Here is a 13,418-nt window from a genome sequence, read left to right on the forward strand (position 1 = left end):
ACGCGGGCCGGCGTGGGATTCGTCCGGAACGGCGTCCGCAGGACTTATTCACAGGACTTATTCAAAGGAAATCCGTAACATGAACCGTTTCTGGAGTGCCGTCGTTCACACCATCCAACCCTATGTGCCGGGCGAACAGCCGAAGCTGACCAGCCTGATCAAGCTCAACACGAACGAGAACCCCTACGCTCCGTCGCCGAAAGTACTGGAAGCCGTGAAGGTCGAGGCGGCGGAGACGCTGCGCCTGTACCCGGATCCGAACGCCGATCGGGTTCGGGAGGCCGTGGCGGATTATTACGGCTTGACACGCCCGCAGGTTTTCGTTGGGAACGGATCCGACGAGGTGCTGGCCTTCGCGTTCCAGGGGCTGCTTAAACATAAGAAACCTCTGTTGTTTCCGGATATTACCTACAGTTTCTATCCGGTTTACTGCCGGATTTACGAGATTGACCATGAGACGGTGCCCGTTACGGATGATCTGGAGATCCGGCTGGATGACTACTTACGGCCCAATGGGGGCATCATCTTTCCCAACCCGAATGCGCCGACGGGGCGGCCCGTTTCTCTTTCGGCTATTGAGGGGCTCCTGAACATGAATGCCGATTCCGTGGTGGTGGTCGATGAAGCCTATGTGGATTTCGGTACGGAATCCGCCGTACCCCTCATCGGCCGATTCCCCAATCTTCTCGTGGTTCAGACCCTTTCCAAGGCGCGTTCCCTGGCGGGGCTCCGGGTCGGATTCGCCATGGGTGACCCCGGACTCATCGAAGCCCTGGACCGTGTCAAAAACAGCTTCAACTCTTACCCCCTCGATCGGTTTGCCATTTCCGGGGCCGTCGCGGCCCTGGAAGATCGGGCCTATTTTGAGAAAATCCGGGCGAAGATCATCGGCACCCGGGAGATGCTGACGGCGAATATGCGGGATCTGGGATTCGAAGTGCTTCCCTCGTCGGCTAATTTCATTTTTGTCCGGCATCCCCATAGAGAGGCTGCGGAACTGGCGGGGAAACTCCGGGAACGTTCCATCATCGTCCGCCATTTCCCCTTGCCCCGGATTGAGCAGTACCTCCGCATTACGGTGGGGACCGATGAGCAGTGCGGGACTTTGGTTTCCGCGTTGCGTGAAATACTCGAATAAGGCGAAAGAGACATGCGTTTGCCCTGGAGGGGCCAACGAAAAGGGTTATGGAGACGGAGGCTGCCGTATTCGGCCTCCTCCTGTCGATGACAGCCACCCCCTGCCGGCCGGCCCATCCTCTGATTACGAACGGCGCGGGGTCCCTCCCCCCGGGGGGACGATGGGGCGGCGGAAACCCTTTCCAGTATTCGAAACAAGCAGTCAGGAGTGAAACGTGAAAATTCTCTATTACGATTGTTTTTCCGGAATCAGCGGTGATATGAATCTCGGTGCCATGATCGACCTTGGCGTCGATCCGGCTTTTTTATCCGCCGAATTGGAGAAACTGGCCTTGAAGGGCTATGAATTGAAGATCAGCCGGGATCAACGGAGAGGGATCTGGGGTACCCGGGCGGAGGTCATCCTGGAAGCGGGGGAAGCCGCGGCGGAAACGGGCCATGTTCCGCACACGGCTTTCAGGGATATTGCGGCTCTGATCGAAAAAAGCCCGCTTTCCCCGAGGGTGAAAAAAAGGAGTCTCGATATTTTTCAAATCATCGCGGAAGCGGAGGCCAAAATTCACGGATGCCTCGTCGGCGATGTCCATTTTCACGAAGTGGGCGCTCTGGATTCCATCATCGACATCGTGGGTGCGGCGATTTGTCTGGAATCTCTCGATATCGACCGGGTTTTGTCGTCGCCTGTTCAGGTCGGGGGGGGATATGTCCGGTGTGCCCACGGGCTGCTCCCGGTACCGGCCCCTGCGACGGCGGAGATTCTGAAAGGGATTCCCGTCCGTCTGGGCCTTGTACCCTTCGAGACCACGACACCCACGGGAGCCGCCATCCTTGCCGTTACGGTGGCCCGGTTTGTGGGAAGCATGGATTTTATTCCCCGGCGTGTCGGGTACGGTATTGGGCAGCGTGATACGGAAGTGCCCAATGTACTCAGACTCTTCCTCGGCGAAATGCAGGAGGATCTGGACGGCGAGGATCTCGAGGTGACCGGGGCCTGGCTGATGGAGTGCAACATCGACGACATGAACCCGGAAATGTACGAGGGCGTCATGGAGACCCTTTTTGAAAAGGGGGCCTTGGATGTCTTTCTTACACCGCTTATCATGAAAAAATCACGGCCGGCGGCGAAAATCAGCGTGATCTGCGACGACCGTTGTCGGCGGGAACTGGAAGAGGTCCTCTGGCGTCAGACCACGACTTTCGGGGTACGGGTGAACCGCATTGTAAAGCGCATGTTGAAACGGGATGTTTCGCAGACTCAAACACCGTACGGACCGGTCTCCATGAAAAACGGTTACCTGCGGGGTGAAAGGATCAGGAGGAAACCGGAATACGAGGACTGCAAGCGCCTGGCGAAAGAACATGGCGTGGGTGTCCGAACGATTTACGAGGCCCTGGCGGCGGCGGAGGAACCACCTCCTGGGCCCGGTGCCTGACCATGGCCGACAGACCATGTGGAATGGCATGGGCGATCCGTTGAATAATAAACTCGCCCGGTTGCGGGAAGATTTGAGGGGACGGGGCAGCTTGGCGGTGGCCTTTTCGGGAGGTGTGGACAGCGCCTTTTTGCTCAAGGTGGCCCATGACGTCCTGGATCAGCGGGTCATGGCCGTGACGGCCCGGTCTCCGTCGATTGCCGCCCGGGAATTGAGGGAAGCGGAGAGACTTGCCTGCGAGCTCGGCGTCAGGCATCTGGTCATCGATACGGATGAATTCCGCCTGAGCGGCTACATCGACAATCCAGTGGACCGCTGTTACATCTGCAAACGGGAGCATTTTACGAAAATATCCGCGGTCGCCTCGGAGTACGGTTTACATGTCGTCGCCGACGGGTCGAACGTCGATGACCGGGGAGATTACCGCCCGGGGGCGCGCGCCCTCCGGGAACTGGGAATCGTTTGTCCCCTGATCGAGGCCGGTCTGAAAAAACATGAAATCCGCCGCTTATCGAAGGAAATGGGCCTGTCGGTCTGGGACAAGCCCGCCCTGGCCTGCCTGGCTTCCCGCATACCCTACGGGCAGAAGATTACCCGGGAGAAAATCGCGTCGATCGACAGGGCTGAAACGTATCTGCGGGACCTGGGGTTCCGTCAGGTCCGGGTCCGTCATCACGGGGACATCGCCCGCATCGAGGTGGCGGCGGAGGACAGACGGCGTTTTTTCGAAACGGTCCCGCTGGACGAGGTTGACGGGGAACTGAAAAAATGCGGATTTTCTTACGTCGCTTTGGATCTGCGGGGATACCGTACGGGGAGTCTGAACGAAATCGCCGTTTCCTCTTCCAGGGGCCCGGGGTGTTCCCCAACCGCTACGGAACGACTGCCAGGGGGGTGAACGATGGACCGGCGTGAACTGAAAAACCTGTTCGAGAGAATCCGGGACGGCCGGATCGACGTGGACACGGCCCTCTCCGAACTGGGGAAAAAGTATTACCTGGATATCGGGTGTGCCAAGGTGGACATCCTGCGGGAGGCCCGCGTGGGTTATCCCGAAGTCATCTTTTGTCCCGGGAAAACGACCGGGCAGATTCTTGCAATCTTCAGGGCCATGATGGAAAGGCGATCCAGTATTCTGGCCACCAGGGCGACGGAGGAGGTGTACGGCGAAGTCCGGAAAATGTGTGCCGAGGCGGAATATCACCACCTGGCCGGAGCCATCACCGTTCGCCGTGAAACACCCCCTGTGCCGGAAAGTTACATCGCCGTCGTGACGGCGGGCACGTCGGACCTGCCTGTGGCGGAAGAGGCGGCTGTGACGGCGGAACTGTTCGGCAATCGCGTGGAACGCGTTGTGGACGTGGGTGTCTCCGGTATCCAGAGGTTGTTTCTCAACCTGGATCCAATCAGGGAGGTCAAGGTTATTGTTGCAGTGGCGGGCATGGAGGGCGCTCTGCCCGGCATCATCGGCGGTCTCGTCGATAAACCGGTCATTGCCGTGCCGACCAGTGTCGGTTACGGGGCCGGTTTTCAGGGCCTTGCGGCGCTTCTGACCATGCTGAACAGTTGCGCCGCCGGAGTGTGCGTGGTAAACATCGACAACGGTTTCGGGGCGGGCTATATGGCCGGCATGATCAATCACTTGAAATAACGGAGGAATAGCTGCGGTTTCATGTTATTTAAACCCATAAAATGGGTCCTGCTCTGGGCGTTGTTTATTCTGATCTTATGCGGAATTCCAGGCAAGGATATCCCGGATGTCTCATTTCTGGCAAATCTGAACTTCGACAAGCTTGTCCATGCCGGTATTTTCTTCGTTTTCATCCTGTTGACCATACGGGGTTTCATGGTTCAAACCCGGTACAGTGTCATGCGGAATCACGCGAAGCTGTTGGCCTTCGTCATGTGTGTCGCCTACGGATACCTGATGGAGGTCATGCAGGGGAGATGGTTCGAGGGCAGAAGTATGGATGTTTATGATTTTATAGCCAACACATTCGGCTGTGTCATGGGTCTCGTATTTTACAACCGGATTTCACGCAATATTCTAGGAAAATTTCTGAATTAGGCGATTGGGGGGAAAGGGGGCCTGATCCATTCATCGTTGTTGGGGGGCAATTCAGAGGTTGTATCAGGGGTTGATAACCTGTAATATACGACACGTCTGTGAGAAGAAGGATGACAAACCACCCATTACCTACCAGAAGAAAGGACGTGAATCACATGGAACAGCCAAGACCGCCATTTCCGCCTTTTGATGCGGAGACAGCAGCAAAAAAGGTAAGACTTGCCGAGGATGCCTGGAATACGCGGGACCCGGAGAAGGTTTCCCTTGCCTACACCCGGGACACGGTTTGGAGGAATCGCTCGGAATTTCTTTTCGGGCGTGAAGAGGTGCTCCGGTTTCTTGAGCGCAAGTGGGCGAGAGAACTTGAATACAGGCTCATAAAGGAACTTTGGGCCTTCCACGGAAACCGGATCGCTGTGCGCTTCGCCTACGAATGGCACGATGACTCGGGAAACTGGTACCGGTCATATGGAAACGAAAACTGGGAGTTCAATGAAAGCGGATTCATGCACAGGCGGATGGCAAGCATCAATGATCTGCCGATTAAGGAGGCCGAGCGCAAATATCATTGGCCTCAAGGCAGGAGGCCCGACGGGCATCCCGGTTTGTCCGATCTTGGTCTATGACCATTACACCTGAAAATCCGCCGGATACGGTTTGTATCGTCCGCCGGGCAGTTGCGCGCCGCCCCTGTCTCTTCCTGCCGTTTGCCCTGCTGGTCCTGCTGCTGTGCTGCTGCCCCGCCGCTCTCGCCGAACCGCCGTCGGGAATTCCGGTCCTCCTCGATGATGTCCCGGTTCTGACCGTCCACGCCGGAGGGTTTACCTTTACACCGGAGGAGCGGGCCAAAGCGATTTCCGTCCGTATTGCCTCGCTGGCACATACGCCGAGGCTGGCGGTGGAGCGTATCGAGATTTCCCACGGCGAATCGGAAAGCGTGATCAAGCTCGACGACATCATGCTGATGACCGTGACGGATGACGACGCCGCGGCGGCAAAGGTCCCCCGCGAAGATCTGGCAAGGGGAAACGCCGAGAAGATCAAACAGACTATCGCGGATTACCGCGAGCGGCGAAGCACCCGGATCCTGATGATGGGGGCGGGCAAGGCCGCCGCCGTGCCGCTGGTGTTGGTCTTCCTGTTGTTCCTGTTGAAGCGTTTCTTTCCCCGCCTGGAAAAGCGCGTGACCTCCTGGAAGGGAACCGTAATCCGCACGATCCGCTTCCAGTCCATGGAGATCCTCAACGAGCGACGGGCGGTGGGGCTGCTGCTTTCACTGCTCCGCCTGGCGCGTAACGTGCTGGTCCTCCTGCTTCTGTACATCTACATTCCCCTGGTGCTCAGTTTCTTTCCCTGGACCGAGGGGGTGGCGGAACGACTGTTCGGTTATGTGATCGCCCCGGTGATTAAAATCTGGCTTGCAATGAGCGCCAACCTTCCCAATCTCTTCTTCGTCCTGGTGATTGCCGTCTGCACCCGGTACTTTATCCGTTTCTGCCGTTTTCTCTTCGCCGAGGTGGAACGCCGGAAAATAACCCTGCCGGGATTTTATCCCGACTGGGCCATGCCCACCTTCCGGATCATCCGCTTTCTGATTATCATCTTTGCCGTCGTGATGGCCTTCCCCTATCTACCCGGTTCGGATTCCCTGGCTTTCAGAGGGGTGACCGTCTTTCTGGGGGTTCTGTTATCTCTGGGATCATCGTCGGCCGTAGCCAACGCCGTGGCCGGGACAATCATCATTTACATGCGCGCTTTCCATGTGGGGGACCATGTCAGAATTGGCGACACCGCAGGGGATGTCATCGAAAAGAACCTGCTGTTGATCCGGGTCCGGACACCCCAAAATGTGGATATCACGATCCCCAACGCCGTGGTGCTGGGGAGTCACATCACCAATTACAGTTCGTCCAAGGAGTTGATTCTGCACACCGACGTGACCATCGGCTACGACGTTCCCTGGCAGCGGGTACACGCGTTGCTGATAGACGCCGCCGGGAGAACGGAAGGAATACTTCCCGATCCGCCTCCCTTCGTGCGGCAGAAGGCACTCAACGACACCTCCGTCGCCTACGAAATCAACGCCTACACGAACGCTCCCTCAAGGATGGGGGCGACCTATTCGGACCTGCACCGGAACATCCAGGATTGCTTCCAGGAAGCCGGGGTGGAAATCATGTCGCCTGGCGTCCTGGCCCTGAGGGACGGCAGCGCCGTGGCGATCCCGTCGGATTTTTTGCCGTCCGCTCTCCGGGTAAGGGCCGAACAGGAATGACCCGGCGATGGTTGTCAGAACCCCGTTTTCACTTCCAGACTGAAGGGAAGCACCTTTTTGAAATCGGCCATGTCCCTGTCCCAGGTCACGAGGATAAACTCATGTTCCCCAGGGGGAATCGACAGCGCAACCTGCCCTTCCCAGGGCGTACCGCTCCAGGCTTCGACAAATCGGTCATTCAGGTACAATGCCCATGGGGCATCGGCGATGGCCGAAAATTGCAGAGATACCCGGGAGACGGAATCACCCGATCGCATGGGGGCTGACCAGGAGGGCAGTCCCCTGAGCAGGCCACGCCATTTCCATGCGTCGGAAACGATCCCCTGCATCGAAAACGTATTGATCCTCTCCGTCAGGGCGTCCACCTCGACCATGTCACCTCCGATAAGGGCCTGCTCTGACAGGACATTTCTGAGCAGGAGCCAGGATGGAAAATGTTGGGCGTTGTGGCGCAGGCTCGCCTGCAACCATTTTACCGCCTCACGGCCCTGTCCTTCTTCGGCGGAAATCCTCGCCAGATAATACGCCTGAAGTCCCGGATTCTTCCGGTTCTCGTCAAGTTCGGACCGCAGGATATGGCTGATGGACCGGGTGTCCCCCCAGGTACCGATCTTTTCGCCCCGTCGGTCGATCTGCTTCAGGGCGCCCATGATATTCCCTGAAAGCAGCAGAACGCCGGGGTGATTCCTGTCCAGTCGGGCCAATTCCCGGAACTCGAGGTTGTCAGAAAGATCGGTTCCCGGTGGGGTTCCCTTCAGAGTCGACCACAACCCTTCGATTTTTTGACGACGCAGTGCTTCGCCTTCACGGAGAAAAGCCAGTCCGGGCACCGCGTCGTTTCGGTTCAGCAGAAAGGACGCGGCGCTGAGATAGCTTTCGGCTTCAGGTGGCAGAAGGGATTTCAGAAAGGGGAGACAGGCCGGGCCCAGATTCAGGTTGAGGGCGTCCGCAACCCTCCCGGCCAGCGCCGGATCGCGCGCCAGGGCCTGGCGGTAGGGGGATTGCCAGGCATTTTCGTCGACTCCCGGGGTGTTCAGGCGGTAGGCATAAAGGGCGATGTTCCCCGCTTCCATCTGGAGTCCTGTATCGGCGGGACGCAGGCCCGTTGCGACGGTCATCGCCCGGACGGCGCGGTCCAGATTTGCGCGGTGATCGTTTCCCGTTTCACCGTCGCGGAGGAAAAGGGTCCACCCGAGGGTCCGCCAGATTCGCCAATCCGTTGGATTCCGTTTGAGACCCTCCTCAAGAAGATGAAGAGAGGGATCCCGTAAAGCGCGTTCTTTCGCATGAAGAAGAGAACCCTTTGTTCCGGAATCCTTCACCAATTCCTCGGCACTCCAAAGCCAGTAAGCGGAAATACCCGGTGCGAGGCTCCGCGCCTTGCGCAAATTCAACGGGGAGGGTTCCTGACCGGCCAGGGTGGAGTTCCTGAAAAACGGGGTCTTCATATCGGCCCGCCAGATCCGGGTCACCTCCAGGGAAGCCGCCGCCAGCACCGTGGTCATGCCCAGGACGATACAGAGCAACCACGACCTCTTCAGGCGGCATATCGCGCCCGGCCCATTGTACGAGAACGCGCCCTCCCGCTGATCCCTTCCGTGAACGACCCGCCAAGTGAGGGCCAGAATGAGAGCGAGGAGCAGGCCGTTCGCCGGTATATGGAGGCTGAAATCACTCAGGGAATGGATAACAACCGCCACGACCGCGCCGAGACCGCCCAGGCCGACACCGACGGCCAGTGGATCGTGACGGCCGCGCCAGCGAATGACGGTCAGAGGAAAAAAAGTCAAAAGTGCCGCGGCGACGACAAGGAATCCGGGCCACCCATACTCCGCGGCCAGCTGGACCCAGTCGTTGTGCACATAATCGACGGTTTTATCGAGACCAATCTGCTGGAAACGGGGGTAAACATACTCGAACGTTCCGCCTCCCGAACCCGTCAGAGGGAAAGCCTTCGCCATAGCGAGACCATCGCTTGCCATGGCCAGGCGGACCTTCGCGTCAGGAAACCAGTGCAGACGCCGGGCGATCCGTTCCGTTGCGGCATATCCGACGAATGTAACGGCAAGGGACAGGACCGCCATAAACACGAACCCCGTGCGGGTGCGCGAATAACGGGCCAGGAGCAGGCCCATCATGAAAACGAACCCGCATACCAGAGAAATCAAGCCGCCGCTGGAGGCGCTGTTCAGGAGGGCCGCGAGCATGAGGATCAGGGCGGCCACCAAACCGTAGCCCCTGGGGCCGAACATTTCAAGATGCTGTTTTAATTTCTGAAAAACCCGTCTGGCTTTGCGGCGGTCTCGGGGGGATCCCCCCTGTTGACCGATGCTCCAGAGATAGCCAACGGCAAGACAGATCGTCATGGCCATATAGTTGGCCAGGTGGTTGCGGTTGATGAAGGTTCCCGTCAGGACCCCTTCCGAAAAAGGGTTTTCCCACCACAGAATGATATTCCGGCCCGAGGCCAGTTGAAACATCCCGTAGACGCTTTCCAGCACGCCCAGCAGGATGACCCACCAGACGACCCGATGAACCTGTTTTCCGCTCTCAAGGGAGTAGAGAGCCAGCCAGTAGAAAAGAAGAAAGGCCAGGGCCAGCAGGAGGGTTTTCATCGTCATGGAGGGGTACAGGGAAAGGCTGCCCCGTACAGGTGCCTCGAGAAGATCGAGGGAGAGCCAGGTTTTTGCCGTCTCTGGGGAAAGCATGTGTAGAACATGAACCGGCAGAGGCAAAACCTGCAGCAAACCCCAAAGGATGAAAAAAACCCCCGCCAGCGAGGGGGGATCCAGAATCAGAACGAACGGTCGGTTGCAGGGGGGTGTCCCCTTCCCTTCAGGGGCGGAGGGGGCATGGTTTCGGTGGGGCGTGCTCCCGTACATGTTGAGCCACAACGCCGCCAGGGAGACAAAAAAAATGGCCAGGCTGAAAATGCTGCGCACCCAGACATGGACTCCCCCGAAGAAGATCAGAGCGAAAGCCGGGATTCCCGGAAGGAAAACGCAAGCGGAAGCCTCCCATTTTTTCTCTATCGCTGTTACCGCCGTTTTGAGCTTGTCTGCCATGGTAAGCCTGAGGTCTGTTCCATGCCTGCCGGGCCGCCGGGGTCGGATCGGGAGAGGATCCTGATGTTTCATCGGAGATGCGGCAAGGCGATGGGGAGGAATTTCTCTTTACCGGGACGATAAAGCGGTCCGGGATTCGCGTAAATCCGCCGTTTCCCGGGAGATCGGGAAGGGGGCTCGATCTCTGAAACCCCCGGTGGGGTCTTCGGGGAATCCAGGGCGGATATTGGGTTCGGCCTCAAGTTTTCGGCCGTTTCTTTTTTTTCTTTTTCTGGCCGGCTTCACCATAGTAGTAATGATGATAGTAATGATAGTGGTAATAGTAATTATCGTCCCTGGTGTCAATATCGTTGAGGATGGCCCCCAGGACCCGCCCCTGGGCGTCGCGGATCTGCTTTACGGCACTGGCGACGACGTGACGGCTCGTCACCCCGGCGTGGGTCACGATTACCGTTCCGTCAACCAGGCGGGCTAACAGGACCGCGTCCGTCACTGCCGAGACGGGGGGTGAGTCGATGATGATCCGGTCGTAGGATGCTTTCCACTCTTCGATAAGGGACTGCATTCTGGTGGAAGCGATCAGCTCGGCCGGATTGGGGGCGATGGGACCGGATGAGATAAAGGATAGATTTTCAACCGAGGTTCCCTGGATCATGGTACGCCAATCCCCGTCACCGACCAGAATGTTTGACAGGCCCTGATCGTTTTTCAGATTCAGGGTCTTATGAAGTCGCGGCCGCCGCATATCGAGGTCGACCATCAGGGTTCTGTCGCCGGCGAAAGCCATGACCATGGCCGTATTGGCGCAGGTAAGGGTTTTTCCTTCCGATGCTGCGGCGCTGGTGACCAGGATGATTTTGGGAGACTGGTCGGGGGCGGAGAAGAGAATGCCCGTCCGCAAGCCGCGGTAAGCCTCGCTGACCGGGGATTTTGGATTGTTCAGCACCATGAGATCCGGGGTCGCATGACCCTTTTCATCGGTTTCAAACCGGGGAATGGACCCCAGGTAAGGCAAGGCGGCGAATTTTTCGAGGTCTTCCGGGTTCTTGACCGTATCGTCCATGTACTCCGAGAAGAAGGCGGCCCCCGTTCCCAGGCCGAGACCGACAACCAAAGCGAGAAGGAGTCCCTGAGCTTTCTTGGGTTTGACCGGGGTCCGTGGAACTTCGGCCGCGTCCACGACATGGATGTTCACCGTCCGGTTTTCCTCGGTCACGCTCGTTTCCTTGAGGCGTTTCAGGAGGAGATCGTACAGCTGGCGGTTCGATTCGGCTTCCTGCTCCAGGACCTGGAACTGGATCGTGACCTTGTCCCGGTTGATCGTTTCGCCCTCGCTGTGGCGCATGGCCGACATGAGACTCCCTTCCTGGCGGGAAGCGACCTCGTAGTTGGCCTTCAGGGCGTTGACGATGTTGACGATTTCCTGCCGCTTGAGGGTGCGCAGATTATCGAGTTCCTCGTTCAATGCCACCATGACGGGGTGTTTCGACCCGTACTTGCTCGATTTTTCCGTTCTCTCCCGGATCAACTGGATTTCCTTGTCCTTCATGGAAATGATGATGGGGTTCATGACCACTTCGGGAATGCTGTCCGACGCGTCCGGGTTTCGTAATAGTTCCGTCGCTTTACGGTATTTTATCTCCGCTTCTATGCGTCGGTTGGTCGCCTCCGTGAGCTGGGTGTTCACTTGACGGAGACGCTGTCGGGTGATGTCTTCCGACGCCTGATGTCCCTGACCCTTCGTGGCCATAACAGACAGGCCGTATTTTTCACGGTACTGCTGCAGGGCCTGTTCGGACGCCTCCATCTTTTGCTTGGCCTGCTTCACCTGTTCGTCCAGAAAGGTCGATGCCGACTGGGTGCTCTTGATCCTGATGCCGAGATTCCAGTCAATGTAGGCCTGTGCCAGCGTATTGGCCGCCCCGGCCGCCAGCTTGGGGTCGGGTGAGTCGAAACTGATTTCGACGATGCGGCTGTTCCGCACCGGCTTGATGGCCAGACCGGTCTGGAAGGTGCTTACAAGGGCTGCTTCCCTTTCGTCGGGGCTGGATGAAAGGGAACGGGCCGGTTCCCCGGATGAGAACCATGAAGCGGGTGAAAACAGGGAAAATCCTGCATCGTCCGAGGGTTTGTATAGGGGATGACCGTCCAGGTTCATGCGGCGGATCACCTCCCGGGAAATAGCCCGGGACTCCAGGATCCGGTACTGGGTTTGGTAGAAGTCCTGACCCGACGGATCGATGGCGAATATCTCCTGGGGTGACAGGAGATTCGGGTTGGCCCGCTCGATAAGGAGCTGGGTCGTTCCCCGGTAAATCGGGACCGCCGAGAAAACATAAACGATCACCACCGCCAGAACGACCAGCAATGTCGTTAGAATCAATTTACGGCGCTTCATGATCACGCGCCAGTAGTCGAGGAGATGGGCCTCCTCAAACAGGTTTGCTTTCTGGTTTTCTTGCATAATCAGACCTGGTTAAAAGAAACTTTCGGGGACAACGATGGTGTCCCCAGGCAGGACCCGGGTTTCCATGGATGCCTTGAATTCGATTTTCTTTCCGTCCTGTTCCCTTGTGATCTTCGTTCTGCGCGGGGCCGATTTCGGTGTCAGGCCGCCACCCATACTGATGGCCATGAGAACCGTGGTCCCCCTCTCGAGGTTGTACTTGCCCGGGTTCTTGACTTCACCCATGACAAAAAAGAAGGGCATTTTAGGCACAATGATGGAGTCCCCGTCGCAAATCGTGATGTTGCTGGCCTTATCGCCGGCAAGGGCATCCTTGAGATTGATCTTGAAGATCCGGTCATGACGTTTTTCCGCATCTTCTATGGTCAGTCCGTGTGCAACAGGACGCGCCGGACGGATGACAATCACTTCCTCCCCCGCGTTTCCGGTTGGGCCACCCGCCTGGGACAGGACGAAAAGAATGTTGTTTTCCCTGGTTACGGCATAGGTTCCCGGGGTGGTTACCTCGCCCATGACGAAGACGCGCTGGCTTTTATATTCACGCACCGTAACGGTGAGCTGCGGATTGACGAGAAAACCCTCTTCCAGTCTTGCCGCGAGATTTTTCTCCAGTTCCGTGCATGACAGGCCCCCCGCCTGCACTTCACCGATCAGGGGAAAGGAGATCATCCCCTCGAGGGATACGGGCATGATCCGTGTGAGGTCATCGTGACCCCACACGATGATTTCCAGAACATCCTCCCGACCGATCAGGTAGTCCCCCTGTGCCCTTGCCGTCTGCCGGGATAAAAGGACGCACAGGATCAGGGCGAGACAAAAAAACACCCCCTTCACCGTTCGGTGTTTTCCATAGCGGCAAAGGGGGCGGTTCGTGTCTGTAAAAACACCCGTTACGTTTTTCCGGTCTGTCACTCCTTTGTGAAAAAATGAACAATTTTGTGAAATTGAGATCGACATGTTTTCCTATGCTTAA

The 13,418-nt window shown here is 57.7% G+C and carries 10 protein-coding genes; 7 read left to right on the forward strand and 3 right to left on the reverse strand.

Annotated features, from left to right (window positions below; genetic code table 11):
• Positions 1-79 precede the first annotated feature (79 nt).
• The 7 genes from GX147_07120 (at position 80) to GX147_07150 (ending at position 6,913) form a co-directional block, all read left to right on the forward strand.
• Positions 80-1,138 (forward strand): histidinol-phosphate transaminase, encoded by a 1,059-nt coding sequence (locus GX147_07120; protein ID NLN60463.1) that lies wholly within the window; start codon positions 80-82, stop codon positions 1,136-1,138.
• Between the two features lie 214 nt (positions 1,139-1,352).
• Positions 1,353-2,570, forward strand: coding sequence for a nickel pincer cofactor biosynthesis protein LarC (gene larC, locus GX147_07125; GenBank protein ID NLN60464.1), 1,218 nt, complete (start codon positions 1,353-1,355; stop codon positions 2,568-2,570).
• 28 nt (positions 2,571-2,598) lie between these two features.
• The gene (gene larE / locus GX147_07130) at positions 2,599-3,468 is read left to right on the forward strand and encodes an ATP-dependent sacrificial sulfur transferase LarE (GenBank protein NLN60465.1); all 870 of its coding nucleotides are present in this window, start codon (positions 2,599-2,601) and stop codon (positions 3,466-3,468) included.
• 3 nt (positions 3,469-3,471) lie between these two features.
• Complete coding sequence (gene larB / locus GX147_07135) at positions 3,472-4,221, forward strand: nickel pincer cofactor biosynthesis protein LarB (GenBank protein NLN60466.1); 750 nt, start codon at positions 3,472-3,474, stop codon at positions 4,219-4,221.
• A gap of 21 nt (positions 4,222-4,242) precedes the next feature.
• Complete coding sequence (gene vanZ / locus GX147_07140) at positions 4,243-4,638, forward strand: VanZ family protein (protein ID NLN60467.1); 396 nt, start codon at positions 4,243-4,245, stop codon at positions 4,636-4,638.
• Positions 4,639-4,793: 155 nt separating this feature from the next.
• Complete coding sequence (locus tag GX147_07145) at positions 4,794-5,264, forward strand: nuclear transport factor 2 family protein (protein NLN60468.1); 471 nt, start codon at positions 4,794-4,796, stop codon at positions 5,262-5,264.
• The gene (locus tag GX147_07150) at positions 5,261-6,913 is read left to right on the forward strand and encodes a mechanosensitive ion channel family protein (protein ID NLN60469.1); all 1,653 of its coding nucleotides are present in this window, start codon (positions 5,261-5,263) and stop codon (positions 6,911-6,913) included. The genes GX147_07145 and GX147_07150 overlap by 4 nt, the downstream gene beginning before the upstream one ends.
• A gap of 14 nt (positions 6,914-6,927) precedes the next feature.
• On the opposite strand, the gene GX147_07155 is transcribed toward GX147_07150, so the two are convergent.
• The 3 genes from GX147_07155 to GX147_07165 all read right to left on the reverse strand — a co-directional run bounded on the left by GX147_07155 (position 6,928) and on the right by GX147_07165 (position 13,402).
• Positions 6,928-9,978 (reverse strand): O-antigen ligase family protein, encoded by a 3,051-nt coding sequence (locus GX147_07155; GenBank protein ID NLN60470.1) that lies wholly within the window; start codon positions 9,976-9,978, stop codon positions 6,928-6,930.
• Between the two features lie 238 nt (positions 9,979-10,216).
• Positions 10,217-12,442 carry a polysaccharide biosynthesis tyrosine autokinase gene (locus GX147_07160; GenBank protein ID NLN60471.1) on the reverse strand — a complete coding sequence of 742 codons (2,226 nt, stop codon included), beginning with the start codon at positions 12,440-12,442 and terminating at the stop codon, positions 10,217-10,219.
• A gap of 12 nt (positions 12,443-12,454) precedes the next feature.
• Positions 12,455-13,402, reverse strand: coding sequence for a hypothetical protein (locus GX147_07165; protein NLN60472.1), 948 nt, complete (start codon positions 13,400-13,402; stop codon positions 12,455-12,457).
• Positions 13,403-13,418 lie beyond the last annotated feature (16 nt).

The sequence above is a fragment of the Deltaproteobacteria bacterium genome, assembly GCA_012522415.1.
GTDB lineage: Bacteria > Desulfobacterota > Syntrophia > Syntrophales > JAAYKM01 > JAAYKM01.